24 protein-coding genes and 1 tRNA gene are annotated in these 25,536 nt (G+C 71.1%); 16 read left to right on the forward strand and 9 right to left on the reverse strand.

The genetic code is table 11. The features are described from left to right. Positions 1 to 3: 3 nt before the first annotated feature. Genes EIZ44_RS38390 through EIZ44_RS38405 form a run of 4 tightly spaced genes read left to right on the forward strand, consistent with a single transcriptional unit; the run spans position 4 to position 4,299 of the window. Positions 4 to 1,182: an AAA family ATPase gene (locus EIZ44_RS38390; protein ID WP_134733950.1), complete on the forward strand. Its 1,179-nt coding sequence runs from the start codon at positions 4 to 6 to the stop codon at positions 1,180 to 1,182. Between the two features lie 10 nt (positions 1,183 to 1,192). Further along, positions 1,193 to 2,704: a VWA domain-containing protein gene (locus EIZ44_RS38395; RefSeq protein ID WP_037814405.1), complete on the forward strand. Its 1,512-nt coding sequence runs from the start codon at positions 1,193 to 1,195 to the stop codon at positions 2,702 to 2,704. Then, the gene (gene mftM / locus EIZ44_RS38400; protein WP_134733951.1) at positions 2,701 to 3,618 is read left to right on the forward strand and encodes a mycofactocin oligosaccharide methyltransferase MftM; all 918 of its coding nucleotides are present in this window, start codon (positions 2,701 to 2,703) and stop codon (positions 3,616 to 3,618) included. The genes EIZ44_RS38395 and mftM overlap by 4 nt, the downstream gene beginning before the upstream one ends. 39 nt (positions 3,619 to 3,657) lie before the next feature. Next, positions 3,658 to 4,299 (forward strand): GPR1/FUN34/YaaH family transporter, encoded by a 642-nt coding sequence (locus EIZ44_RS38405; RefSeq protein WP_205673437.1) that lies wholly within the window; start codon positions 3,658 to 3,660, stop codon positions 4,297 to 4,299. A 52-nt stretch (positions 4,300 to 4,351) separates the two neighbouring features. Here the strand turns inward: EIZ44_RS38405 and EIZ44_RS38410 are convergent, their stop codons facing one another. From EIZ44_RS38410 to EIZ44_RS38420, 3 genes are read right to left on the reverse strand one after another with little or no spacing between them, the layout of a single operon-like run. Then, a complete protein-coding gene (locus tag EIZ44_RS38410; RefSeq protein ID WP_134733952.1) occupies positions 4,352 to 5,020 on the reverse strand; it encodes a MadR family response regulator transcription factor in 669 nt (222 codons plus the stop codon). Then, positions 5,010 to 6,386, reverse strand: coding sequence for a MadS family sensor histidine kinase (locus tag EIZ44_RS38415; RefSeq protein WP_134666191.1), 1,377 nt, complete (start codon positions 6,384 to 6,386; stop codon positions 5,010 to 5,012). The genes EIZ44_RS38410 and EIZ44_RS38415 overlap by 11 nt, the downstream gene beginning before the upstream one ends. Next, a complete protein-coding gene (locus EIZ44_RS38420; RefSeq protein ID WP_200864500.1) occupies positions 6,383 to 7,645 on the reverse strand; it encodes an iron-containing alcohol dehydrogenase in 1,263 nt (420 codons plus the stop codon). The genes EIZ44_RS38415 and EIZ44_RS38420 overlap by 4 nt, the downstream gene beginning before the upstream one ends. A gap of 174 nt (positions 7,646 to 7,819) precedes the next feature. Here EIZ44_RS38420 and EIZ44_RS38425 point away from each other — a divergent pair, with 174 nt between their 5' ends. Together EIZ44_RS38425 and EIZ44_RS38430 are read left to right on the forward strand one after the other, a co-directional pair. Next, entirely contained in the window at positions 7,820 to 9,073 is a 1,254-nt protein-coding gene (locus tag EIZ44_RS38425) for a GAF domain-containing protein (protein WP_205673438.1), read from the forward strand. 78 nt (positions 9,074 to 9,151) lie between these two features. Then, positions 9,152 to 9,523 carry a DUF779 domain-containing protein gene (locus EIZ44_RS38430; RefSeq protein WP_134733968.1) on the forward strand — a complete coding sequence of 124 codons (372 nt, stop codon included), beginning with the start codon at positions 9,152 to 9,154 and terminating at the stop codon, positions 9,521 to 9,523. Between the two features lie 609 nt (positions 9,524 to 10,132). Here the strand turns inward: EIZ44_RS38430 and ribA are convergent. Together ribA and EIZ44_RS38440 are read right to left on the reverse strand one after the other, a co-directional pair. Further along, the gene (gene ribA / locus EIZ44_RS38435) at positions 10,133 to 11,356 is read right to left on the reverse strand and encodes a GTP cyclohydrolase II (RefSeq protein ID WP_134733953.1); all 1,224 of its coding nucleotides are present in this window, start codon (positions 11,354 to 11,356) and stop codon (positions 10,133 to 10,135) included. A 38-nt stretch (positions 11,357 to 11,394) separates the two neighbouring features. Continuing rightward, positions 11,395 to 11,916 carry a MarR family winged helix-turn-helix transcriptional regulator gene (locus EIZ44_RS38440; RefSeq protein ID WP_134666187.1) on the reverse strand — a complete coding sequence of 174 codons (522 nt, stop codon included), beginning with the start codon at positions 11,914 to 11,916 and terminating at the stop codon, positions 11,395 to 11,397. Between the two features lie 78 nt (positions 11,917 to 11,994). On the opposite strand from EIZ44_RS38440, the gene EIZ44_RS38445 reads away from it, so the two are divergent. Genes EIZ44_RS38445 through tcuA form a run of 8 tightly spaced genes read left to right on the forward strand, consistent with a single transcriptional unit; the run spans position 11,995 to position 20,336 of the window. After that, a complete protein-coding gene (locus EIZ44_RS38445) occupies positions 11,995 to 12,471 on the forward strand; it encodes a flavin reductase family protein (RefSeq protein WP_037814412.1) in 477 nt (158 codons plus the stop codon). A 44-nt stretch (positions 12,472 to 12,515) separates the two neighbouring features. Further along, positions 12,516 to 13,817, forward strand: coding sequence for an MFS transporter (locus EIZ44_RS38450; RefSeq protein WP_134733954.1), 1,302 nt, complete (start codon positions 12,516 to 12,518; stop codon positions 13,815 to 13,817). Further along, entirely contained in the window at positions 13,814 to 14,803 is a 990-nt protein-coding gene (locus EIZ44_RS38455; RefSeq protein WP_134733955.1) for an Ldh family oxidoreductase, read from the forward strand. Before EIZ44_RS38450 ends, EIZ44_RS38455 begins: the two co-directional genes overlap by 4 nt. Next, positions 14,796 to 15,269, forward strand: a complete 474-nt coding sequence (locus EIZ44_RS38460; protein ID WP_134733956.1) for a PaaI family thioesterase — start codon at positions 14,796 to 14,798, stop codon at positions 15,267 to 15,269. Before EIZ44_RS38455 ends, EIZ44_RS38460 begins: the two co-directional genes overlap by 8 nt. A gap of 10 nt (positions 15,270 to 15,279) precedes the next feature. Continuing rightward, a complete protein-coding gene (locus EIZ44_RS38465) occupies positions 15,280 to 16,302 on the forward strand; it encodes an LLM class flavin-dependent oxidoreductase (RefSeq protein ID WP_134733957.1) in 1,023 nt (340 codons plus the stop codon). Beyond that, positions 16,299 to 17,915: an AMP-binding protein gene (locus EIZ44_RS38470; protein ID WP_134733958.1), complete on the forward strand. Its 1,617-nt coding sequence runs from the start codon at positions 16,299 to 16,301 to the stop codon at positions 17,913 to 17,915. Before EIZ44_RS38465 ends, EIZ44_RS38470 begins: the two co-directional genes overlap by 4 nt. Continuing rightward, the gene (locus tag EIZ44_RS38475; RefSeq protein WP_167754408.1) at positions 17,908 to 18,837 is read left to right on the forward strand and encodes a hydroxymethylglutaryl-CoA lyase-like TIM-barrel protein; all 930 of its coding nucleotides are present in this window, start codon (positions 17,908 to 17,910) and stop codon (positions 18,835 to 18,837) included. Before EIZ44_RS38470 ends, EIZ44_RS38475 begins: the two co-directional genes overlap by 8 nt. A 50-nt stretch (positions 18,838 to 18,887) precedes the next feature. Continuing rightward, positions 18,888 to 20,336: an FAD-dependent tricarballylate dehydrogenase TcuA gene (tcuA, locus tag EIZ44_RS38480; protein ID WP_134733959.1), complete on the forward strand. Its 1,449-nt coding sequence runs from the start codon at positions 18,888 to 18,890 to the stop codon at positions 20,334 to 20,336. On the opposite strand, the gene EIZ44_RS38485 is transcribed toward tcuA, so the two are convergent. Both EIZ44_RS38485 and EIZ44_RS38490 read right to left on the reverse strand, forming a co-directional pair. After that, on the reverse strand, positions 20,324 to 20,533 hold the full coding sequence (locus EIZ44_RS38485) for a hypothetical protein (RefSeq protein ID WP_134733960.1): 210 nt from the start codon (positions 20,531 to 20,533) through the stop codon (positions 20,324 to 20,326). The two genes, tcuA and EIZ44_RS38485, sit on opposite strands and share 13 nt — an antisense overlap. A 32-nt stretch (positions 20,534 to 20,565) precedes the next feature. Next, positions 20,566 to 21,660, reverse strand: a complete 1,095-nt coding sequence (locus EIZ44_RS38490) for an MmgE/PrpD family protein (protein ID WP_167754409.1) — start codon at positions 21,658 to 21,660, stop codon at positions 20,566 to 20,568. 55 nt (positions 21,661 to 21,715) lie between these two features. Between EIZ44_RS38490 and EIZ44_RS38495 the strand changes: the two genes are divergently transcribed. After that, on the forward strand, positions 21,716 to 22,330 hold the full coding sequence (locus EIZ44_RS38495) for an NIPSNAP family protein (protein WP_037814422.1): 615 nt from the start codon (positions 21,716 to 21,718) through the stop codon (positions 22,328 to 22,330). 941 nt (positions 22,331 to 23,271) lie between these two features. Here the strand turns inward: EIZ44_RS38495 and EIZ44_RS45260 are convergent. After that, the gene (locus EIZ44_RS45260) at positions 23,272 to 24,264 is read right to left on the reverse strand and encodes a hypothetical protein (RefSeq protein ID WP_205673439.1); all 993 of its coding nucleotides are present in this window, start codon (positions 24,262 to 24,264) and stop codon (positions 23,272 to 23,274) included. Between the two features lie 81 nt (positions 24,265 to 24,345). Next, a tRNA-Leu gene (locus EIZ44_RS38505) sits at positions 24,346 to 24,429 on the reverse strand. A gap of 529 nt (positions 24,430 to 24,958) precedes the next feature. Between EIZ44_RS38505 and EIZ44_RS38510 the strand changes: the two genes are divergently transcribed. Continuing rightward, the gene (locus tag EIZ44_RS38510) at positions 24,959 to 25,339 is read left to right on the forward strand and encodes a helix-turn-helix domain-containing protein (protein WP_134733962.1); all 381 of its coding nucleotides are present in this window, start codon (positions 24,959 to 24,961) and stop codon (positions 25,337 to 25,339) included. Positions 25,340 to 25,536 lie beyond the last annotated feature (197 nt).

Genomic DNA, 25,536 nt, shown 5'->3' on the forward strand with positions numbered 1-25,536 from the left:
GACGTGCCCACCGCAATCCCCGACCACGCCCGGTTCGGCTCGATCGAAGAGGTGGCCGACCGGTTCGCCGGCGCCGGCTACATCGCGGACCGCCGGCTGGCCGCCACCGTCTATCTGATGTCCGCATTGGACAAACCGGTGCTGCTGGAGGGCCCGGCCGGCGTCGGCAAAACCGAACTGGCCAAAATCCTCGCCGCGGTCACCGGCCGCAGGCTGTTGCGGCTGCAGTGCTACGAGGGCCAGGACGAGACGAAAGCCCTCTACGAGTGGGACTACGGCAAGCAGTTGCTCTACATCCAGATGCTGCGCGAGAAAATCGGCGACGTGATCGCCGACGCGCCGGACCTGGCCAGTGCGGTCGCCCGGATCGACGCGCAGGACAGCGTGTTCTTCTCCGACCACTTCCTCGCCCCGCGGCCGCTGCTGGACGCGGTGCGCGGCGAGGAACCGGCGGTGCTGCTGATCGACGAGGTCGACCGCGCGGACGAGGCGCTGGAGGCGGTGCTGCTCGAATGCCTTGCGGAGTACCAGGTTTCGGTGCCGGAGGTCGGCACCTACGTCGCGAAGGTCCCGCCGCTGGTGGTGCTCACGTCCAACAACACGCGCGACCTTTCCGCCGCGCTGAAACGGCGTTGCCTCCACCTGTTCCTGGACTACCCGGACACTGAACGCGAACTGGAGATCCTGCGTTCCAAGAAAACCGGGCTGCCCGACGCGGCCGCGCGCACGCTCGTCGAGGTGGTGCGGAAGCTGCGCGGGCTGCGGCTGCGCAAGAGCCCGAGCATCTCCGAAACCATCGACTGGGCCCGCACGCTCGCCGTGCTCGGCGTCGAGGAGCTGTCGCCGGAAGTCCTGGCCGAGACGGCGAATGTGGTGCTGAAGTACGAACGCGACCTGGGGCGCGCGTTGCAGGTGCTGCCGGATCTGGTCGACCCGAACCGCGAGCTGCCCGCCGAACTGCCGCACAGCCACGGGCACGGACATGGCCACGGGCATGGTCACCACGACGGCCATTCGCACCACGAGGACGACGGAGGCCGGGCGGCGCGGCTGGCCAAGGACCAGCCCGGCCGCCACGACGAGAACTACTACGGCTCTCCAGGCTCCGGCCCGGCGCAGCGGTCGAGCGGCGGTCAGGGCGGACGGGCGTTCGAGGCGTTCACCCGACGGCGTCCGGTCTGAGGCGGCGGCCGTGGAGAGCAGCCTGCACCGGTTCGTGCGCCTGCTGCGCCTGTTCGGTTTGCGCATGTCGGTCTCCGAGGCGACCGACGCGATGCGCGCGGCGGCCCAGGCCGGGGTCCTCGCCGAGCGCGCCACCCTGCGCGAGGCGTTGCGGATGACGCTGGTCAAGGACCAGCGGGACGACGAACTGTTCGAGGAAGCGTTCGACGCCTACTTCTCGCTGCGGGAAATCGAGCGGCTGCGCGAAGAAACCGGGCACGGGCACGGCCACGACGACCTGTCCGACACCGGCGAACTCGAAACGTTCACCGTCTCGCCGGAGCCGTCCGAAACCCCCGAGCAGGGGCACAGCCACGGCAAGCCCGCCGACATCCGGGACTACTTCGACCAGCAGGACCTGGCCCAGCAGTACAACCTGCACCAGGAAGCGAACAAGATCGACCTGGCCGCGATGACCGACGAGATCGTGCTTTCGAAGGACAGCGCGTCCGGCGGCACGGCCGCGCCGAGCGTGCAGCTGGAAACCTCGTCGCTGCACAACGCCGGGGTGCCGGGCAAACTCGCGCCCGCCACCGGGCGCCGGCTCGACGTCGAGCTGACCGTCGCCCAGGAGAACGCCTTGCTCGGCTGGCTGAACGACGCGGAAGAAGACCTCGCGCAGCTGCCGCCCGGGCTGGCCGGGGTGCTGGAAGACCTCCCGGAACTGCTGCGGCGGCATCTGGAGAAGCTGGCCGAACTCGCCGAAACCGCGGTGGAGACACGGGTTGTCGAGGCGGCCCGGGCCGAGCGGGTCGACGAACGCGAGCGCGCGCAGCTGGAAGAATCGTTGCGGCGCTTGGCGCACACCCTGCGCGGCGCGCTGACCAGCCGCAAGCGCAACACGTTGCGCGGCCGGGTGCATCCGGCCCGCACGATGCGGCGGAACATGCGCTACGACGGCGTGCCGTTCCGGCCGGTGACAGTCACGCGGGCCGAGGACAAGCCCCGGCTGCTCGTGCTCGCCGACGTTTCGCTTTCGGTGCGCGCCACCGCCCGGTTCACCTTGCACCTGGTGCACGGCCTGCAGTCGCTTTTCGGTCAGGTGCGCACGTTCGCGTTCGTCGACGAACCGGCCGAGATCACCGAACTGTTCGCCGAGCACCCGCTCGAACGCGCGCTGGGCCTGGTTTTCGACGGGCTGCCCGCGGGCGGACTGCTGGACGTCGACGCGAATTCCGACTACGGACGGGCGTTCGAGCAGCTGATCGAGGACCACAGCGCCGCGCTGAACCGGCGCACGACGCTGCTGGTGCTCGGGGACGGCCGCGGCAACGGCAACGATCCGAAGCTCGAAGTGTTCGAGGAAATCACCCGGCGCGTGCGGCAAACCCTGTGGCTGACCCCGGAACCGCGGTATTCGTGGCGGCTCGGCGGATGCGATCTGCCCGCGTACGCGGAGTTCTGCGACCACGTGCAGGTCGCCGCGGATCTGGCCGGGCTCGACCGGGCGGCGTTCCGGCTGGCCGAGGACGTGCTGGGATGACGACGACCGCGCCGAGCACCGCCGGCCGCTTCCTCGACCCGCTCGCCCCCGTCCTCGCCGGGGCGTACTTCGCGCGGCCGCTCGCCGTGGTCCGGGAAACCGCCGGGCAGGGCGGCCCCGCGCCGCTGGTCCGGACCGAGCACTTCAGCCTGCACAAGGACGGCCGCCGGGTGGAACTGCGGCACCGGCTGCGCCCGGAGGACCTCGACAACGACCTGGCCGGGCTGCTGGCCGACGAACTCTTCGCACCCGGCTGGCTGTCCGGGGCCGAGGTTTTCGAGCACGCGTTCACCGGCGTCGTCAAGTCCACTGTGGACGATCCGATGCGAGCGTGGCTGCGGTTCTACGACAACACTCTCCACCGGATCCGCGCCTGCCTGCGGGAGCCGCCGCGCCTGCCCGGCCGCTCGGTGATCGCCGGATTCGCGCCGGTGTACGAGCACGCGCTGCGCCTCACGCCGCCCGGCCGCGTCCTGGACCTCGGCTCGTGTTTCGGTTTTTTCGCCCTGCTGCTCGCCGGACGCGGCCGCAACGAGGTGGTCGCCTCGGACGTGTCGGCCGGCGCCATGCAACTGCTCGAGGCCTACGCGACACGGCGGGATCTCCCGGTGGAAACGCTCGTGTGCGACGCGGCCCGGCTGCCGCTGCCGGACGCGTCCGCGGACACCGTGACCTTGCTGCACCTGCTGGAGCACCTGGACCCGGACGTCGGCGAGGAAATCGTGCGCGAGGCGACGCGGCTGGCGCGCGGGCCGGTGGTGCTCGCCGTGCCGTTCGAGGACGAGCCCGCCGAGGAGTACGGGCACGTCCGCGTCTTCGACCTGCCCGCGCTGCGCCGGCTCGGGGTCCGCTCGGGCCGCCGGTTCAGCGTGCACGAGCACCACGGCGGCTGGCTCGTGCTGCATCCCCGCTGACTGCCGCGCAACGGTGCGCGGCGACCTAAGGAGGAAGTGATGACTGCAGCGGAAATCGACGTCCCCGTTTCCCACGCGGCCGCCGAACCGGACCCGGCGCCCTCGCCGCTCGGCGGCGATCCGGCCCTCATCGGCGTGCCGACCTTCCTCGTCGGCTCGATCGCGCTCGGGCTCACGCTGGTCGGCTTCGTCCCGGCCGCCGCGGTCGGCGCGCCGCTGGCGATCATCCTCGTCGCCACCGGGATCGGCCAGCTCGTGTCGGCGGTGTGGGCGGCGGCGCTCGGGCAGAACGCGGTCGCCGGCATCTTCGGCGTCTTCTCCGGCTTCTGGCTCAGCTACGCGGTACTGGTGTTCGGCCTGCTGCACAGCTGGTTCGCGGTCCCGGCCGCGAACGTCACCGCGACGCAGGAGCTGTTCCTGATCTCGTGGCTGGTGACCATCGTGCTGCTCACCCTCGCCACGCTCCGGCTGCCGCTCGCGTTCACGCTGCTGTTCGTGCTCGTCGACGTGGCGCTCGCGCTGGTGCTGACGGCCACGGCCCAGGGCTCCGCGACGCTGCAGACCGCAGGCGGCGTCGGCGTGTTCGCGTTCGTCGCGGTCGGCGTCTACCTGTTCTTCCACGTCGCCTCGCTGGCCACCGGCGGAAAGGGGCTCCCGCTCGGCCGCCCGCTGGTCGGCTGAACCCGGTCCGGCCGGTCCGCCGCGTGGTGTCGTCCGCGGCGGGCCGGCCGTCTCAGATCACGCCCGCTTTGCTGGCCTCGTAGACCGCTTCGGCCCGGCTGCTGGCGTCGAGTTTGCGCATGATGTTGCGGACGTGGAACTTCACCGTGGTCTCGGAGATGTACAGCTTGCCGCCGATGACGCGGTTGCTCAGGCCGTTCGCCAGCAGCCGCAGCACGTTCAGCTCCCGGTCGGTGAACGACGGGCGTTCCCGGGCCACCCGCATCGAACGCGCCATCGCCGCCGCGGACCGCGAATCGAACGCGCTCTCGTTGCGCGCCACCGCGCGGATCGAACGCAGCAGCTCGGTGGTGTCCACGTCCTTGACCACGTAACCGCGCGCGCCGTGGTGGACCACGTCGACCACCAGCGCGTCGTCGAGGAACGTCGTCAGCACGAGCACTCCCAGGTCCGGATAGCGCCGGGTGAGCCGGGCGCACAGGTCCAGCCCTTCGGTGTCCGCGCCGGTGGACAGCTTGAGGTCCAGCAGCACGATCGACGGCCGGGCGGACTCGATCACCGCCAGCGCCTCGTCCGCGGCCCCGGCCTCGCCGACGACCTGCAGGTCGGTTTCGCGCTCCAGCAGCGAGCGCAGGCCCTGCCGGACGATCGCGTGGTCGTCCACGAGCACGATCCGCACGGGCCTGGCGGCCTCCGCGGGCACAGTCTGCTCAGCCGTCATCGGGCGCCTCCCATTCCGCGGGCACCGGCAGCGGCACCCGGACCTGCAGGCGGATCCCGCCCATCCGGGAGCGGCGGATCGTCAGCTCCCCGCCCAGTTCCTCTGCTCTGGCCAGCATGTTCGCCAGGCCGCGGTGCCGCCCGGACAGGTCCGCCGCCTTCGTCAGCCGCAGCGCCCGGCGGATCTGCGCGGGATCGCCGTCGCCGTCGTCGGACACGCTGAGCACCACGGCCGAGCCGTCCGGCCGGTACTGCAGGCGCACCAGCGCGCGCTCCGCCTTGCCGTGCGCGGCCGCGTTGAACAACGCCTCGCCTGCCATCCGCACGAGCGACTGTTCCGCCCGCGGCGGCAGCGCCACCGGACTGCCCGCGACCCGCACCTGGACCGACAATTCGGTCAGTCCGTGCACAGTGGACAGTCGTTCCAGCAGCACCGGCAACGGCCCGGGCGTTTCGCCGGAAGTGTGGTGCAGCGCGTAAATCGACGCGCGCAGCCGCTCGACCGCCTGCCTCGTCAGCTCCTTGGCGGGCGCGAGCTGCCCGGCGATCTCCGCGGCCCGGCCGCCCAGCGCGGCCAGTTCGGCCCGGCAGACCTCGATCGTCATGCCCGCGCCCAGCACGGACTGCGCCACGCTGTCGTGCAGTTCGCGGGCGATCCGGTGCCGTTCGTCGTCGAGCACCTGCCGCTGCATGACCTCGACCAGGCGTTCCTGCGTCTGGGCCAGCTCGGCGCTGCGCGCGGCGAGGTCGCGGGCCTGGCGTTCGGCGGCCTCGGACAGCCGTTCGGTGCGGCCGCGCAGCTGGGCGGCGGCGTGGAACAGGAACGAGTTGTGCAGCGCGACCGCGGCCTGGTTGCCCAGCACGCGCAGGATGGCGACGTCGGTGGCGGCGATCTCCAGCCCCGGCGCGGGCCGGGCGACGATCCCGCCGACCGGCTCGTCGTCCAGCGTCATCGTCGCGCGGACCAGGCCGTCCCGGTGCGGCCACCCGTCGAGCTCCCACGGCCGGGTCCGCAGCACGTCGAGATGTTCGAGGACCTCCTCGGGAACGTCCGCCCGGTCGTCGACGATCGTCCCGCCGACGTTCAGCACGAACCTCGGCCGCGCCGCGCGCAACGCGCCGTCCGCGACCGCGAGCAGCAGCCAGTCCGCCTGCAGGTGCTCCGATGCCGCCCGGAGCACCGCTTCGACCAGCGCCCGCGGCCCCTCCGCGGTGCGCACGAGCGCGCGGGAGATGCCGTCGAGCGCTTCGACCGCCCGCGAAACCCGTTCGGTCGAGCGGATGTACTCCGGATAGAACGACCGCTTGCCGGACCGCACCCCGGTCAGGACGCCCAGGTCGGCCGTGGTTCGTTCGGGATCGTTCACAGCGCCGCCCGGAACAGCGCCTCGATGTCTTCCACCCGGGCCTGGCGCGGGTTGGTCGCCAGGCACGCGTCCTTCATCGTGGTGCGGGCCAAAGTCGGGATCTTGTCCTCGGTGACGCCGAGCCCGGCCAGTCCGCGCGGCACGCCGACCTCGTCGGCGAGCCGGCGGGCGCGGTCGGCGAGCAGGTGCGCGGCTTCGAGCCCGGGCAGGCCCGCGGTGTCGATGCCGGCGGCCGCGGCGAGCGGGACGAACCGCTCCGGCTCGCGCGCGGCGTTGAACCGGATCACGTGCGGCAGCAGCACTCCGTTGACCACGCCGTGCGGCGCGTCGAGCAGACCGCCCACCTGGTGGCTCATCGCGTGCGTGGCGCCGAGGATCGCGTTGGTGAAGGCCATCCCGGCCTCCAGCGCACCCTGCGCCATCGCCGTGCGCGCCTCGGCTTCGCGCGGTTTGAGCTGGGTGCGCAGCAGGTTGCGGGTGATCAGGCCGACTGCCTGCAGCGCGTGGTTGTCGGTGAGCGGGTTGTGCGCCTTGGACACGAACGCCTCGATGCCGTGGGTCAGCGCGTCGAGGCCGGTGGCCGCGTTGAGCAAGTCCGGCATCGTGGTCAGCAGCCGCGGGTCGATCACCGAGATCTCCGGCACCAGCGTCCGGCTGATGATGGTGATCTTGACGTGCTGGCTGGTGTCGGTGACGACGGCGAACTGCGACACGTCCGCGCCGGTGCCGGAGGTGGAGGGCACCATGACGGTGGGCGGGATCGGGTGCACGACCTTGTCCACGCCCTCGTAGCCGAGGATGCGCCCGCCGTTGCCGGACAGGATCGCGACGCCCTTCGCCGCGTCGATGCACGACCCGCCGCCGAGGCCGACGATCACGTCGCTGCCGCTTTCGCAGTACTGCTCGAAGGCGCTCTGGATCTCGTGGTCCTTCGGGTTGGGCGTGACGCCGTGCCAGACGACCGGGGCCAGCCCGGCCAGCCGCAGGTGCCCGACGGCCTCGTCGACCCAGCCCGCTTCGATCAGCCCTGGGTCGGTGACCAGGAACGGGCGGCGCGCGCCGACCCGCAGCGTGCAGTGGCCCAGCTCGGCCAGGGAACCGGGTCCGAAGACGATCTCCGGGGCGTGGAACTTCGCCAGCCCCGCCGGTTCGCGCGCGGGGTGCGCGCCGACGGCCTGCGGGCCGGACAGCTCCCCCGGCCCGCCCTCGCCCGCCCCGTGGTCCATGGTGATCGCAGCGCCTTCCGCGAGTCGGAGCATCGGGACCTCCCGACCTGCTGAGGAGCGTGATGCCTGCACGAGGGTAACCCCTCCGCCGCCCGGCGGAGGGCTCTCCAGGGTAAGCCCCCGCCGGCGGCGGCACCCCCTCCTTCGCGGCCGTGCGCACCTGTCCGATCGGACAGGTGCGCACGGCGAGGGCGCTTGCGAGGATGGATGGCCGGCACGCAAGACGACGACGTCGGGATGTCCATGCACGAACTCGATGCCCTTCGGCGGCGCAGGATCGATCTCGAACAGCGGTGGGCGGAGGTGGTGCCCCGGCTGCGGAAGGCGCCCCGTGCCGATTCCGGCGACCTGATGCTCCGCCACGAGGTCACCGAATCGTGGATCAGGTCGCTGCCCACCGTCGACCCCGCGACCGGCAGCGCACCGGTCGCCGACGGCGGCGTGGTCCGGCCGCGCTGGGCCGGGTCGCCGCTGCGCGAGCCGGTGCGGCGCGTCGAGGACGAACTGCGGACCGTCGCCGACGACGCGGGCTTCATCGCCGCGGTCACCGACGAAACCGGCACGATCCTGTGGACCTGCGGCGGCCGGGTGATGCGCCGGCGGGCCGAGCAGGTCAACTTCGCTCCCGGCGGACGGTGGGACGAAACGGCGATGGGCACCAACGCGCTGTCGCTCGCCCTGCGCACCGGACGGCCGAGCGCGGTGTTCTCGGCCGAGCATCTGGTGGCCGCGCTGCACGGCTGGGTCTGCTACTGCGCCCCCATCCGGGACGCGCGGGGCCAGGTGCTCGGCGTCCTCGACCTGTCGAGCACCTGGGACCGTTCGCATCCGCTGGCGATGTCGACGGTGCGATCGCTGGTCTCGGCCATCGAGTCCGGGCTGCCCGCGGTGTCGCCCGCCGGACTGCGAGTGTCAGCGCTGGGAGTGTCCGCCGCGGTCCGCGACGGGGTCCGGTTGAACCTGCGCCCACGGCAACTGGAAATCCTGACGCTGCTGGCGCTGCAGCCGGAGGGATACTCGCTCGACGCGCTGCGCGAAGCGCTGTACGGCGACCGGATGGTGAGCACGACAACGGTGCGCGCGGAGGCGTCACACCTGCGCAACGCGCTCGGCGGCGTCCTCACCGCCCGCCGCTACGCCTCGACGGTGCCGATCGAATGCGACGCGGTGGACGTGCTGAAAGCGTTGGAGCGCCGGGATTTGGCCACAGCCGTGCGGTTGTACCGCGGTCCATTGCTGCCGCAGTCGGAAGCACCCGGCATCGTGCGCTGGCGAGACCACCTCGAAGTGACCATGCGCGAAGCGGTGCTGGCCAGCGAGGCACCGGAACCCGCACTGGCCTACGGCGAACGTGCTTGGTACGACGCGGAAATCCACGAACACGCCCTCGGCTCGCTCCCCCGCGACGACGCCCGCCGAGCCATCGCCGCCGGCCGACTCGCCGTCGCCCGGCAGGAGTGACGCCGCACGCCAACCCCGTGCCAACCTTCCGCGCGCATCGTGAGCCCCGTCACGGCGACCGGCGAGGAAGGGGAAACGGTGGAAGGACAATCCGGGACGGCGAGCGGGTCTTTCGTCCGGGTGCGGATCACCCGCGCAGCCGAGGACCTGATCCTCCGCCTGCGCCTCCGGCACGGCCCGCTGATGGTCCAGCAGACCGGCGGCCGCGGCGACGGAAGCGAGCCGATGTGCCACCCGCACAGCGAATTCCGGCTGGGCCGCTCGGACGTCCTGATCGGCGAACTGGCGGGCGGCACGCCGTACTGGATGAGCGCCGACCAGTACGAACACTGGCGGCACAACGACCTGACCGTCGACGTCGTGCCCGGCCGGGGGAACGAATTCTCCCTCGAAGCCCCGGAAGGAGTCCGGTTCCAGGTCCGGTCTCGGGTGCTGCCGGGTCATGGGTAGACGTCGTTCCCGTGGGCGGACGTATCAATGCGGCGGTCCCGCGGTTCGGGATCCTCCATCCTTGAATGCGCGCTGTGCCTGCCAGAATCCCGTTCGCGCACGCGCTCACCGCCGTCGTGCTCGGCGACTACCAGAAATCTCGACCTCGGCTTCGTCGCCAGCCAGCCCGGTCTCTCGCTGCACTGCCACCAGCAGCTGCACAGGAACTACGGCTTCATGCCCCTGCTCAACCGCACCTGACCGCAGCGGCACCGGCCATCCCCGGGAGACGTCGCGGCCGACGAACCCCGCAGCGAACATCACGGGTCCCGGCGAGCGCGGCACGACGGCGAACGGGAACGTCGCGGCCCGGCGGCGAGGTCCACGCCCAGCCAGCGTGCCCTCGGCATCCCCGACTCGACGCAGAGACCGCACCGGCCTGGGCGCGCCGTAGGCGGTCGTCGACACCGGAGGTTCGGCACCCCGAGCACCGCTCGGCGGAGAGCCCTGCCCGCGGAACTGCCTCAGACCGCACGCGTTCGGGTGTCCATACGGGCAGCCAAGCTCGTCCAGCCGAGCGGACTGGGTGCGGGGTTCTGCCATGGAGAACCCCCGGAATCCGCTGGCGGACTAATGCCGGGAGCTCTCGCGTTCGGCGAAGAGATGCCCCATGCGTTGCTGTTTCGCTGCCAGGTAACGAAGATTCGCCGACGTGGCACCCACCGTCAACGGAAGCCTCCGCAGGACGGTGACCCCGCCCGCTTCCAAATCCCGGATCTTCCCGGGATTGTTGGTCAGGACCCGCGTCCGCGCGATCCCCAGATCTCGCAGGATGGCCGCGGCAGCCCCGTATTCCCGCGCGTCGGCCCGTTCGCCCAGACGGAGGTTGGCGTCCACTGTGTCCAGTCCGCGATCCTGAAGCTCATACGCCGCCAGCTTTTTCGCCAGTCCGATACCCCGCCCCTCGTGCCCGCGAAGATACACCAGCACCCCGCCGTCACGGCTGATCCGGGCGAGGGCGGCGTCCAATTGCGGGCCGCAGTCGCAGCGGGCGGAGGCCAGGGATTCGCCGGTCAGGCATTCGGAGTGCACGCGTACGGTCGCCTCGTCGCCCGGTTCGCCACAGATGAGCGCGACATGGTCGGCACCGGTGCGCAGGTCCAGATAGCCCACCGCGCGGAAGCGGCCGTACCGGGTCGGGAGCTCGGTTTCGGCGGTTCGCGCCACGCGCGGCTGTTCACCGGCCGGAAGCGGATTCCGCAGCCGATGGGAGATCAGGTCCTCGATGCTCAGCGCGGGCAGGCCGAACCGGCGCGCGAGGTCCGCGACTCCGGGGCCGCGGAGCATTGACCCGTCGTCGGCCACCAGTTCCGCGATGGCCGCGACCGGTGGCACGCCCGCGAGCCGGCACAGATCGACCGCCGCTTCGGTGTGTCCCGGTCGCTCCAGGACGCCGCCGGGTCGCGCGCGCAGCGGGAGGACGTGCCCGGGGCGGGTGAAATCCGCGGCGGCGGCCGCCGGGTCGGCCAGCAGTCGCAGGGTGCGGGCGCGATCGGCGGCACTGATTCCGGTGGTCACGCCGGTCTTCGCGTCCACGGTCACGGTGTAGGCGGTGCCGCGCGCGTCCTCGTTGCGCTCCACCATCAGCGGCAGCCGGAGGTCTGCCGGGCGGTCCGGGGGCATCGGGGCGCACAGCAGTCCGGAGGTGTGCCGCACGGTCCACGCGACCCAGTGCGCCGACGCGGTGTGCGCGGCCAGCACCACGTCGCCCTCGTTCTCGCGGTCGGCGGCGTCGGTGACGAGCACCGGCCTGCCCTCGCGCAGCGCGTCCAGCGCCATGGTCATTCGGTCCATGGCCCAAGTATAAGCATGCTTACGTTAAAGGAGCATGCTTACTCTTCGCCGCGCTCCATCTCGCGCAGCTCGCCTTCGACGACGAGGGCGGCCTGACGCAGCTGACGGTCGGCGGCGACGATCTCGTCCCGGCCGAGAAGCGACCCCAGGGTGTCGCTGATCCGGAGCACCTCGGAGTCCATCTCCTCAAGCGCGGCAAGCCCGGCCTTGGTGACTTCGAGCGACAGGGCACGCTCGCTTTCCGGGTGCGCGCCGCGGGCGACGAATCCGCGCTTCTCCATCTGGGTCACGATCCGCGTCATCGTCTGCGGGCGGGCATAGCACCGCCGGGACAGCTGAGCCAGCGTCAGATGCGGCCGGTTGGCCAGGATCCGCAGCGCGGTGTAGCTCGACAGCGTCATGTTCCACGGCCGCAGCCGTGCGTTGCCGATCCGCGAGACCGCGCGCTCGAACCGGAACACGGCGTCGATCAAGGAGGACGCCTCGTCCATGCCGGTCTCCGCGCGCGCGGGCGAGCGGCCGTCGTCGAACGGATCTACGTAAGGCAAGGGATCGGTCACCCCCGCAGCGTAGAGCGCCGGGCGCGGATGCGCGTCAGCATGCTTGCATTCGTATCCGCACGCTTATATGGTCTAAGCATGCTTACATCATCCCGATTCCGCTCCGCCTTGGGGAATTTCCCCAGCGGCGTCGTGGCGATCACCGGGCGGGACGCGGACGGGCGGCCGGCGGGCCTGGCGGTTTCGTCGTTCACGTCGGTCTCGCTCGATCCGCCGCTGGTGGCGTTCCTGCCCGGCAAGACGTCCTCGACGTTCCCGGCGCTCGCCCGGCGCGGCACGTTCTGCGCCAACGTCCTCGCCGCCGGGCAGGAGGACGTCTGCCGTGCGCTCGCGGTCTCCGGCGGGGACAAGTTCGCCGGCGTCGACTGGCGTCCCGGGCCGCACGGCGATCCCGTGCTCGACGGGGCCGTCGCCTGGATCGCCTGCACGATCGAGGCCGTGCACGACGCCGGCGACCACCACCTCGTCCTCGGCCGCGTCGACGACCTGGCCGCCGACACCACGGCGGAGCCGCTGCTGTTCTTCCGCAGCCAGTACCACCACCTCGCGGCCTGAGCCGCGCCCCCGCGCCAGCCCCGACCTCAACGGAGAGGCACGTCATGACCACACCGGCAGAAGCAAGACGCACGACGCTCGCGGCCTCGATCGGCAACACCGTGGAGACCTACGACTACGCCGTCTACGGGTTCCTCTCCGCCGTGCTGGCGAAGGTGTTCTTCCCGGCCGCGAGCACCGGCGCGGGCCTGCTGTCGTCGTTCGCGGTGTTCGGCTCGGCATTCCTGGCGCGTCCCGCGGGGGCCTTGGTGTTCGGCCCGATCGCGGACCGGCACGGCCGCCGTCCCGCGCTCGTGGCATCGCTGCTGCTGATGGCCGGCGGCAGCACACTGATCGGCCTGCTGCCGGCGACCGGGACGATCGGCGTCGCCGCGCCGATCCTGCTGGTGCTGTTGCGATTCGCGCAAGGGCTGGCCGGCGGCGGCGAGTTCACCACCGCGATCATCTACGTCGCCGAGTTCGCCCCGCCGCACCGGCGCGGTGCGCTGTCGAGCCGCGTGCAGGTCGGCAGTCTGGCCGGGTTCCTGCTGGGCGCGGTCGTCGTGCTGTCGCTGAGCGCCGCGCTGACTCCGGCGCAAATGCTCGGGTGGGGCTGGCGGGTGCCGTTCCTGCTGGCATTTCCCATCGGCGGGATCGGCCTCTATCTGCGCAGCCGGTTCGGCGAGACGCCCGAGTTCCTCGACGCCCGCGCCCGGCCGTCCGCATCGGACCGATCGGCGGACCGGCAATGGTCCTCGGTGCTCCTGCTCGTCGGCGTGTCGGTGCTGCACATCGTCGGCATCTACATGGTCTACACCTACGTGCAGAGCTACCTCATCCAGCTGCGGCTGTCCCCCGTCACGGCCACCGCGGTGATCGCGCTCGCGCTGCTCGCCGGGATTTTCCTCGTGCTCGCGGGCGGCCGTGCCGCGGACCGGCGAGGCCGGCCGAAAGTGCTGCTGGCGTCCTCGCTCACGGTGCTCGTCGTGAGCTACCCGCTGTTCGCCGCGCTGGCCAGCGCCCCTCCCCTGTGGCTGATCGTCGTGTGCACGGTGGCGCTGTCGGCCGGTCCGGCGTTCTACTCTGGCGTCGCGCCGATCACCTACGTCCAGCTCGTTCCCGTGCGGCGGCGCGGCAGCCTCGTCGGCATCTCCTACAACGTGACTGTCGGCATCCTCGGCGGTTCGGCGGTGTTCATCTGCCAGGCGCTGGTCGAGCTGACCGGCGACCGCCGCTCCCCCGCGTACCTGCTGCTGGCCGCGGCCGCCGCCAGCGCGCTCGCCGCGTTCGCGCTCACCCGCCGCGCGGCCCGCACCCCCGCGGCTTCCCCGTCCGCCCTTCCCCTGACCGCGGAGTCCGGCTTATGACCACCTTGCCCCTGCCCGACGCCCACCACCTCGTCCTGGCCGCCATGACCCAGGCCGGGCACACCCCGGACGAGGCCGCCGTCATCGCCGAACACCTGCTCGACTGCGAACTGCGCGGGCTGACGTTCGGCGGCCTCGCCCGCGCACTGTCCATTGTGGAGCGCATCCGTGCCGTAGCCGAGGCTCCGCGGCCGATCCGGGTCCTCGCGGAGACCCCGGTGTCGGCCACCCTCGACGGCGGCGACCAGGTGGGCTACCTCGTCGGCATGCGGGCGCTGGACCTGGCGGCGGAAAAGGCCCGCGCGCACGGAATGGCCGTCGTCGGCGCCCGCAACACCTGGTACACCGGCATGTTTTCCTATTACCTGGAGAAGGCCGCCGCGGCCGGGCTCGCCGGGATGATCGCCGGCAGCGGGCCCGCCGTCGTCGCCCCGCAGGGCGGCACCGAGGGCAGGTTCGGCACCAACCCGATCGCCTTCGGATTCCCCGCTTCGCCGACGCCGGTCATCTGGGACATCGGCACCTCGGCAGTGATGTACGGCGACGTAGTACTGAAAGGGCGGCTCGGCGAGCAGCTCGAAGAGGGCCAGGCGTTCGACGCTGCCGGGGCGCCCACCCTCGACCCGGCAGCGGCGCTGCGCGGCGCGTTCGGCGTATGGGGCGGGCACAAGGGTTCCGGGCTGGCCATGGTGGTGCAACTGCTCGGCATGATGAGCGGCGCGGCCGCGGCCCCGCCGGGCATCTCCGACTGCGGGTTCTTCGTGCTGCTGGTCGATCCGGCCGCGCTCACCGACGCGGACGACTACCGCCGCCGCGTCAGCGAGTACGCCGCGTCGATCCGGGCGACCCGGCCCGTGGAAGGCGGCCCCGCCGTCCGGGTGCCGTTCGACCGGTCCGCCGCCTGCCGCGAAGAGGCGTTGCGGCGCGGCACGATCGACGTCCCGGACGCGGTCGTCGCGGCCCTGCGGAAGGCCGCGAATGAGTGACCGCGCGGACGACTTCCGGATCGGCCCGTCGCCGTCGGGACGGCTGCTGTGCGGCGGCTGCGCCCCCGAGGACCGGTGCCGCCTCGGCATCGAGGTCGCGCACGCCGGGGAAGCCGCGACGACGTTCGACGTCGTCTGCCCTCGGCACTGGTGCGGCGGTCCCGAGGTCGCCCACGGCGGCTGGACCGCGGCGGTGTTCGACGACGTGCTGAACACAGTCGCCCTGCGCCGCGAAGCCCGGCTGGTCACGAAATCGCTCCATATCTCCTACCACCGCCCGGTTCCGGTCGAACGGCCGCTGACGGTGACGGCGCGGATCGACAGTCACGCGGGCCGTCGCTGGGACGTCTCCGCGCAGATGACCCTCGCCGGCGGAACCGTCGCATTGGCCGCCGCCAGCGCGGAACTCCGCACCCGGCGGCCTGATCACTTCGCCAGGCATCAGGCCTGGCTGGCACACGATTAAGGAGGACCCGATGGTCGAATTCTTCACCGGGCTGCAGCCCCTCGAAGCGGGCGAAACCAGCCCGGACGCCCTGCTCGCGCGAGTCCGGGAACTGGACCGGTCCGAGGTGATCGACCGCGTACTGGTCGGGTATTCCTCGACCTGGCCGCACAACCACGCGACCGCGCCGTTCGCCCTCGCGCTCACCGAGAAGTTCTCGCCGATCGTCGCGCACCGCCCGGGCGTCATGCCGCCGGCGGCCGCCGCGCGCTACTTCGCCACGCTCGACGTGCTCGCCCGCGGGAGGCTCGCGATCAACGTGGTCGTCGGCGGTTCCGACAAGGACCTGCGCCGCGAATCCGACGACCTGCCCAAGGCCGAGCGCTACCGGCGCGCGGTCGAGTACCTCGACGTCGTCCGGCGCACCTGGACCTCGCCCGAGCAGTTCGATCACCACGGCGAGTACTACACGGCCGAGGCGGTGAAGATCGTGACCAAGCCGGTGCAGGGACAGGTGCCGATCTTCATGGGCGGCGAAAGCGACGACGCGGTCGACTTCGGCGCCCGCCACGCCGACCTGTACATGCTGTGGGGCGAGCCGTTCGCGGGCACGAAGGAACGCATCGACCGCGTCCGCGACGCCGCCGAACGGTACGGCCGGAAGATGCGGTTCTCCTTGAGCCTGCGCCTGTTCGTCGGCGACACCGACGACGCCGCGTGGGCCCGAGCTCGCGCGGCGGAGCGGCAGATCGCCGAAGCCTCCGGGAAGTTCCTGCGCTCGTCGTCCACCGACACCTCGGTCGGCAGGCAGCGGGCGCTCGCGCTGACCGACGAGGAACTGCACGACGACTGCTTCTGGACCGGGCTGACCAAGCTGCTGGGCGGTTTCGCCAACTCGCAGGCGCTGGTCGGCACCGAGGAGCGCGTCCTGAACACGTTGGGCGCCTATCGTGACCTCGGGGTCGACGCGTTCCTCGTGACCACCGGAGCCGAAGCGGCCTGGGACCCGGCCCTGGAGGGATTCCTCGCCCGGGCGAAGAAGGAGCTGGCATGACGCGTTCGGTCCCGCGATCCGAAGACCTCGCGGCGGAGACCGTCAGCGGGCTGATCGCCACTCGGGCACGGCAGCACCCGGGCAAACCCGCGCTCGTGGTCGACGGAGCCGAGCTGACCTACGGCGAGCTGGACCTGGCGGTGTCCGAGGTCGCGCGCGGTCTGCTCGCCACCGGCGCCGCGCCGGGCGACTCGGTCGGCATTCTCCTGCCCAACCGTGCCGAATACCTGCTCGCCTGGTTCGGAGCCGCCCGCGCCGGGCTCGTCGAGGTCCCGGTCAACACCGCCTACAAAGGACAGTTCCTCGACCACGCGCTGCGCAGCACCGGCGTCCGGATCCTGGTCACCGAGCCCGCGCTGCTCGGCCTCGTCGCCGACCTCCCGGAACTGCCGGATGCCCTGACCACCGTCGTCGTGCTCGACGACGCCGCGCCCGGCCGCACGCCGCCGGGAGTGCGGGTGCTGGGCTGGCCTGAATTGCTCGCCTCCGGCGACCCCGCCCGCGAGCTTCCCGAGGTCGGCCCGGCCGACCCGGTCGCGGTCATGCTCACCTCCGGCACCACCGGGCGCAGCAAGGGTGTCGTGTACCCGAACCGCATGCAGGTTGTCGCTGCCAAGGAATGCGCGCAGCAGATGGGCACGACCGCCGACGAGCGGCTGTACACCTGCCTGCCGCTGTTCCACGGCGCGGCCCAGGTCAACATCACCCTGCACGGGCTGTTCGCCGGCGCCACCGTGGTGCTCGGCCGGCGGTTCTCCGCGAGCCGGTTCTGGGACGAGATCCGGGCCGGCGGAGCAACCCAGTTCAACGCGCTGGGCTCGATCCTGCCGGTGCTGCTGGCCCAGCCCCCGTCCGAACTCGACCGCGACCACCGGGTCGGGCGAGTGTTCGCCGCGCCCGCTCCGCGCCAGGTGCTGGAGCCGTTCGAAGAACGGTTCGGAATCCACGTCGTGGAAGGCTACGGGCTCACCGAAATCAAGAATGTCCTCTACAACCCGTTGGCCGCGCGCAAGATCGGCTCGATCGGCGTGCCCACGGATTCGTCGATCCTCGAAGTCCACGACGAGTCCGGGAACCGCGCGGCGCCCGGGCAGGCCGGGGAGATCGTGTACCGGCCGCGCGAGGCGAACATCATGTTCTCCGGCTACCGCGGCGAACCCGAGGCCACCCTCGCGACGATGAAAGACCTCTGGTGGCACACCGGCGACCTCGGCTACACCGACGAGGACGGGTACTTCTACTTCATCGACCGCAAGAAGGACGCCCTGCGCCGGCGCGGCGAGAACATCTCCTCGCACGAGGTCGAATCGGTCCTGCTCGCCTACCCCGGCGTCGTCGCGGCGGCGGCAGTCGCCACGCCGTCGGAGCTGGGCGAGGACGAGGTCCTCGCCGTGCTGCAGCTGGAATCCGGGCGGAAGCCGGACTTCGCGGAGCTGTTCGCGCACTGCGACCGGGCCCTGCCGCACTTCATGGTCCCCCGCTACTACCGCGTGCTCGACCAGCTGCCCGTCACCCCGACCGGCAAGGTCCGCAAGACCGACCTGCGCGGCCAAGGCCGGGGCGAAGCGTGGGACGCGCAGGCCGCCGGACTCGCCCCGACCCGCCATGTCTGAACCGAAGGCGGTGCGCATCCGCGAAATCGCGCCACGCCTGACGTTCCAGGACCACATCGCGCCGACCGAGGTCAAGGTCGAGCTTGTGCGACGGCTCGTCGACGCCGGGGTCCGCGCGTTCGAGCTGTCCTCGTTCGTGCGGCCCGACCTGATCAAGGGACTCGCCGACGCCGAGGAAGTTTTCGCGGCCGTGCGCCGCACCCCAGGTCTGCACCTCGGCTGTTGCGTCGGCAACGTCCGAGGCCTGGCCCGCGCGATCGACGCGGGCGCGGACAGCGCGTCGTTCCTTCTCTCGGCAGACGAAGACTTCGCCCGCGCCAACATCGGACGCTCCACAAAGGACTCTCTGGCCGAACTCGAACGCATGGCCGCCTACGCCGCCGATCACCGCGTCCAGCTCGGCACCTACGTGATCTTCGCCTGGGGCGGCCCGACCGGGCCCGCCCGCGGCGCCGGCGAACTGGAACCGCTGGCCCGTCGGCTCCTCGACCTCGGCGTGGACCGGTGGATCCTCGCCGACTCGTCCGGTTACGCGGCCCCGCCGCAGATCCGCGGCCTCGTCACCGCCGCGCTCGCGCACATCCCGGCGGACAACCTCACCGTGCAGATCCACGACGCCCGCGGCATGGGCCTGGCCGCCCTGCTGCCCCTGCTCGACCTCGGCGTCCGGAACCTCGACACCGCGCTCGCCGGCAGCGGCGGGCACCCGGCCATGCCTGGTGCCCAGGGCGGCGGGATCTGCACCGAAGACGCCGTCCAGCTGCTCGAATTGTCCGATGTGGACACCGGAATCGACCTGCCGCGCCTGATCGCCGCCGCGAACTGGCTCGCCGACGAACTCGGCGTGCCCGGCAAGGGTTTCGTCCGGCGCACCGGACCGGTGCCGGACTCCCCCGGGCAGCCGCTCGCCTTCCGCTGGTGAACCGGGATCTTCTCCCGGCACCGATCATCGCAACCGGTCAAGGAGGACCAGTGCCGAACATTGTCGTCGCCGGAGCGGGCCTGACGGGGCTCGCCGCCGCGATCTCCGCCCGCGAAACCGGAGCGGACGTCGTCTTGCTGGAAAAGGGCAGCCGTGCCGACGTCGGCGGGAACGCCGCGTTTTCCGGCGGGCTGTTCCTCTTCTGCTACGACGGCCCGGACGACCTCACCTCGATCACCCGGGACTTCGAACCCGGCATGCACGCCGAGGAAATCGTCGCGCCGCCCTACACTCGCGAGGCCTACGCAGCCGAGCTGACGGCGATGAGCGACGGCCAGGCCGACCCGAAACTGGTGACAGCGCTCGCGGAACGCTCGCTGGACACCGTGCGGTGGCTGTCCGCGAAAGGAGTGCGCTTCACCTTCAACCGGACAGTCGGCGCGCGCGTGCGGGACGGCGCGCTGCACATCCCGCCCGGGCAGATCCTGACCAGCACGGGCGAGGGGATGTCGCGCGGGTTCGAGGTGATCAAGCCGCTGCTGCGGTACGCCGAGCAGATCGGCGTCGAACTGCGCTGGTCCACCCCGCTCGTCGAGGTCGTCCGCGAAGGCGAGCGGGTCACCGGCGCGCGGACCGCCGACGGCGTGCTTCCGGCGGACGCGGTGGTGATCGCCAGCGGCGGATTCCAGGCCAGTCGCGAGTTGCGGCTCCGGCATCTGGGCCCGCGCTGGGAGAACGTGAAACTGCGCGGCACCCGCCAGGCGACCGGCGAGGGGATCGCGGCGGCGTTGCGGGCCGGGGCCGGTCCGGCCGGGACGTGGTCGAGCTGCCACTCCGCCGCCGTGGACCCGACCATGCCCGCGCCGGAGCGCAGCGAGGCGTCGCCGCCGTTCCCGCTGCACGGGTTCTGGCTCGGGGTGCTCGTCAACCGGGACGGCGAGCGGTTCGTCGACGAGGGACCCGGCCCGTGGGTGAAGAACTATTCGAAGATGGGCAAGGCGATCATGGGCCAGCCCGGCCGCGAAGCGTACGAGATCTTCGACCAGCACACCGCGGCGCGCGTAGCGGACGAGTTCGCCGGGGCCGCGGTCCCGGTGACCGCGCCGACTCTGCCCGCGCTCGCCGAGCGCATCGGCGTGCCGGCAGGGGCGCTGGTCCGGACGGTAGCGGAATTCAACCGCGCCTGCCGGGAAGACGGGAGCACGGACGGCATCGCGCCGGCCAAATCGCACTGGGCCGTTCCGCTGGACCGGCCGCCGTTCGTCGCCTACCACGCGGTGGCCGGGCTGACGTTCACGTTCGGCGGCGTGCGAATCGACCCCGACGGACGCGCTTTGGCTTCCGACGGCGCGCCCGTGCCCGGGCTGTACGCGGCGGGCGAGGCCACCGGCGGCCTGTTCTACGGCGACTACCCCGGCGGCGCCGCACTGATGCGGGCGGCGGTGTTCGGCCGTTCGGCAGGCCGCACCGCCGTGACCGAGGCTCTTCAGCGCGGCTGAAGAGCCCGCAGCAGGCCGGACGCGGACGGCGTCCGGTCGAGCCGATCGACGCACGCGAGGATCGCCTCGCTGCCAGCCCGGCCGTAAACCCGGTCCGCGGCCGCATGAAACCGCCGGACGATCTCGGCGGCGGTCATCGAAGGGAAGGTGTCCTGTTCGGCGACGAGCACTCGTCCGTCGTCGAGCAGGACCCGCACCCAGGACCCGTTGCGGGCCGGAAATCGCGCCGTCAGCCCGGGGTCCGCGACCAGCCGGGAGCGGGCAGCGAGCCGGTTCGCCTGGGGATCGGCCGGGTTCGCCAGTTCCGGTCGAGAATTCCGCCGGACGCCAGCACCGACGCCACGCTGAACTGCACGCTCAGCTGCGCGGCCACGACATCGGAGATCGGCCCGCTGTTGTCGCAGCCGGGATACCGGACCGCCTGCTCGGCGAGCCCGATGCGGACGGATTCGACGCGGGCCGGATCGGGACGGTGCCGCCGCCCGATCTCCTCGGCGAGCTGGCAGGGCCCCTGCACGTAGATGCAGGCCGGCGCGGGCTTGTGCACGATGTCGCGGATCGCGAAGCCAGGTCCCCCGGCGAGCCGGTGCGCCCGGTCCCGGGCGCCGAAAGCGGCGAGCAGTCCCGCCTCGCCGTCGACCGCCCCGCCGGACGCGGTCAACCCGGCGGCCGCCAGCAAAGCCGACTCGACGTCGGTCCGCGCGGCCGTCGCCGAATGCAGCACATGCTCCTGCGTGGCGGCCCGCGCCCAGTGGTTGAGGCCGCACGCCGCGTTGGCCGCCATGCCGAGCGCCGCCCGCGTCGCGGCCTCGTCGAGCGCGAGCAGGTGGGCGCACGCGGCGGCAGCCGCGACGGGGCCGAGCACACCGGTGGGCCGGAACGTCGCGGCCACTTCGGACGTGATCATCGCCGAGCCGAGGCGGCACATCACCTCGTAACCGACCACCGCCGCGGACAGCACACGCCCGCCGGACACCTCGTGCTGCCCGGCCAAGGCCAGCAGCGCGGAGAACACCACCATGCCGGGATGCGACGAACTCTCGACGTGCGTGTCCGTCCGGCCGGTCGCCGCCGCGGGCACGCTGGTGAGGTACGCCGCCGCCGGGGCGGGCGCGCCGGCCGCGGCACCGAGGACGAGCGCGGTGCCAGCTCGCGGATTTCCCAGTGCGCGCAAGGCAATGCGGCTCTCGTCCGAAGGCACCAGAGCCGCGGACAGGAAGTCCGTCAGACACAGCTTGGCTTTGTCGAGGACGTCCGCCGGCACCAGTGCTGTGGTGGTTCCCACGCAGAAATCCGCCAGTTCTCCCGCAAGATCGTCGCCCATGATTGGTAGTATAAGCATGCTTACGCTTGATACGCATGCTTATGGAGGTTCCGCGATGTTCTACGAACTGACCCATCTCGCGCTGAAGCTCTACACGGTGCCCCGAGCACTGCCCGCCCTCGAGGATTACGCCACGAACGCGGCGGCGCGCGGCAAGCTGCTCGGCTGCTGGGAGACCGAACACGGAGAGATCGTCGGCCGCGTGCTGCTGCTCCGGGAATTCGAGGACGCGGGCGCACTCGCCGAGGAACGCCGACGAATCCTCGCCAGCGCCAATCCGTTCGGGGTCGGCGAGCACCTGGATTCGTTCACCGTCAGCAGCTACGCGCCGTTCCCGTTCCTCCCGCCCGTGCAGACCGGGCGCTTCGGCGATGTCTACGAATTCCGCACCTACGAACTCAAAGTCGGCGGCCTGCCGCCGACCATGGCCGGCTGGGAGGCCGCGCTCCCCGAACGCACCAAGCTTTTTCCGCTCACCACCGCGATGTACGGACTGGACGGAACCCCGCGCATCACGCACATCTGGCCCTTCCCCAGCCTCGACGGACGCCTAGCCATCCGCCGCGAGTCCTACGAGCGGGAAATCTGGCCGCCGAAGAACGGTCCGGAGAACATCGCCCGGGCGACCTCGAGCATCGCCATCCCGACAGCTTTCTCACCGCTGCACTGAACGGTCGGCGCGCCGTTCGTCTTCTCGAGTGCTTCGGGCGGCCCGCTGAGCCTCGACGTCGACCAGCACCAGGAACACGCCGTCCGCCTGATCGAACGGAATTGCTCGTCGCCGGTGCACTTCTCGTGGTCGCCTATCTCTCGGAAGGGCCGCGAGTTCCCGAGAAAGAAGGAGAAGGCATTGCTGGGCATGACCCGGGAAGAGTCGCTGAGCGCACGCGGCCCCAGCTCGACGTGCGACGTGGAGACCAGCGTCGGCGACGACGTGGCGACTGTCCGCTGGAACGCTGAATGGAGCCCCCCGGATGCGTTCGAACCGGCAGTGCGGCGTGGTGCGGTGCAAGTCGCCGCGCCCGCGGATCAGCACTGCCGCGCGAGCCTCTTCAGCCCGAACTCCGCAGAGAGCGGGACGCCTCCCGCGGCAGTCCGGGAGGACACGTTCTGGGCGAGAACGCGACCGATGACCTTCAGGTCCGCAGGGCGATGGAGAATCGCCTGAACCCGAGCCGGATTCCTGGACGAGCCAGGCCTCTCGTCGCACGGCCGTATCGAAGAGGACCTGCTCGGCCCGCCGACAAGCGTTTGACGCCAAGGACCAGGTCATCCACACCACACGTCCGGCGTTCCTCGCCCAGGTGCTGACGGCAGTCAAGGACACGGCATTCCCGTTGCTCGCCGCCGGCATCGAGGCTGCTGGGCGATTGCCAACGACTCGGTGGCCGCTGCGAGAATATGCAGCCGGTTCTGCACCTCCGCCCGGCGGCCCACGCCGGTGGCACCGGCTCTCGCCCGGGCACTGCCCGGCTTGATCGCGCATTGGGTGCGCACGAGGCCGCGGGGGCGCAAGGCGACCGCGCCGGCGCGCAGTTTCTTCGTGGAGCCCGCGGATCAGAGGGCGTCCAACTCGGGGTCGTCGCCGGTGCTGGCGACGACGTCGTTGAGCTAGCTGATCCGGTCGCCGGGAAGCGCCCGCCAGGTGCTGGCATTGCGGCGCGGTTTGGTGACGCGGGCGGCCGGGTTGTCGCGCTCGTCGACATGACTGTCGTTGACGAGGTGTTTGTAGAGACAACGCATAGCGGCAACGAAGTTCTCGGCAGCGTTGCGGCCGCCGCGGGAGTTGCGACGCACGACCGCGGCAGCTCGGGCTTGTTCGGCTTCTGCTTTGAGTTCGACAGCGGCGATGGTATCCATCCGCCGGTCGCCCCGGCTTTGTTCCAGTAGACCCTGCAAGAGCGGGCAGTGCTGGGCGAGACGAGCTTGGTCACGACGGGGATCCGTTCGCCGATCGTGGGCGTCGGCCGCAGGTCCGGGCCACGAGTGTCGGCAGGCTCCTGACCGAGCAGTTTGGCGGGGTCGAGGCCGAGACAGTTGAGCAGCAGGCGTGCGGTGGCGAGGTCGTCGTTGGTCGCGGTCGCGAGGCAGCCTCCTCAGCGTCGGCAAGGGAGGCATGGAAAGCACACAGCTGGATTGCACGGCGGCTTCGGGATGGACGACCAGCACGTCCTGAGACGGGTCGGCGACCAACAGCAGCCGGATGCCGACGACAGCTCGGCAGACACGCCGGACCGCGGCGGGGAGAGCCACGTAGGGCTTGCGCGGCATCACGAAGGCCCCGTCTGAGCGTCGGCGGCTCACCGCTGAGGTCTTGACCAGTGTGATCAGCAGCCGGTCGCCCGGCCTCCACCCCAATGCCGCGACCGCCCCGCGGTCTTGCAGCCGGCCGCCCTCAGCGATGACCGCGATGGACAACCGCGGCCCGCCAGCGGCGGCGAGATCGCGCAGCACAGGGAGGCTCATCGACGGTACGAGCAAAGGACGCTCGACACTCACCGGGGCGACGATCCGGCCCGGCGCGGCCAGCGAGGGAATGCGGGTCATGCCCCACTCCCAGCTCGCACAGCCACGGGAGGGCGCGTCCGCGACCAGCGTATCCACAGTGAGATGGAGCCGAACACGAGAAAGACCCGCCGTAGCGGGCCTGTTACTCTGCGGGCTAGGAGATCCCCCATGTATATGTGTCCGAGGGGGGACTTGAACCCCCACGTCCGTTAAGGACACTAGCACCTCAAGCTAGCGCGTCTGCCATTCCGCCACTCGGACTTGCTGATGAAGAGAGTATACGACGAACAGACACGTCATTTCAGGGGGGTGCGAAACAGCGCCGAGAGCTCGCATGATAGCCTCATGTGTTCTCGACATTCAGATACTCGTTCGCATCTCTGCAGGTCAGCCCTACGTCGATCGCGTTCGAGCAGCCGCCTGCGCATCACGGCACCCATCCGGCTTCCCTGTGCGGGGCCGGCGAATCGACTCGAACGTCGGCGGCTAGAGCCCTATCCCCTCAGCGCTCCCCCGCTCTGCCCCCTCAGGCCAGATGCTCCAAGACCGCCCTTAACGCTCGCGCATCCCTCTCGGCGATGAGACAGCATCCCTCGCCGAACGACCACGGCATGCAGCGAAGTCGCACAACCCTGAGCTGCAAGGCCGATAAATCCGGCGAGACGCCGCTTCAGGAAGTCAGGTGCCAACCGACGCGAGTGTCGACGTACGGTTACACACCCGCTACGCGGCGCGAGAAAAGCGCAATGACTCGCTAATCTCGACGCTGAGGCGGAGCGCGGAGGAATAGGTGTCGGAGGATTGGGCGGCGGTCGCGAAGGCGATCGACATGCGGGTGCACGAACTCGGCTGGCGGCAGCGCGAGTTGGCGGAGCGGTCGCACGTGTCGCAGGCGATCGTGCGCGAGCTGCAGCACCACACGGTCGAGCGCCGACGGAGCGCGCGCACGCTCGAAGCCCTGTCGACCACGCTCGGCTGGCACCCGCAGCATCTGCAGGCCGTGCTGCAGAACCGCACGCCGCCGCACCCCGACGAACCGGCCGACGACGGCGGCGAACTCTCGACTCGCCTCGACGCACTGGAGCAGCGCTTGGCCGAAATCTTCGACCGGCTGGACGACGTCCAGGCCAGCCTGGCGACCGTCGTCGACCATGTGCAGAAGAAGCGGTGACGGCTTGCGCTTCGGGCTGATGAGCCAGGTGATTTCCATACCCCGAATTCAAGGCCGAAACGGCGACCGTTCCCATGCATCGCCAGTGCATGAGCAGTGCACGACTAATGCAGCTTCGAATTCGGAATGCGCGCGCCGATGAATCCGGCCGACGAATTGGCCGTGGCATCGTGATTTGGCCCCGGTTCGGCATTGCG

The sequence above is a fragment of the Amycolatopsis nivea genome, assembly GCF_004522235.1.
Classification (GTDB): Bacteria; Actinomycetota; Actinomycetes; order Mycobacteriales; family Pseudonocardiaceae; genus Amycolatopsis; species Amycolatopsis nivea.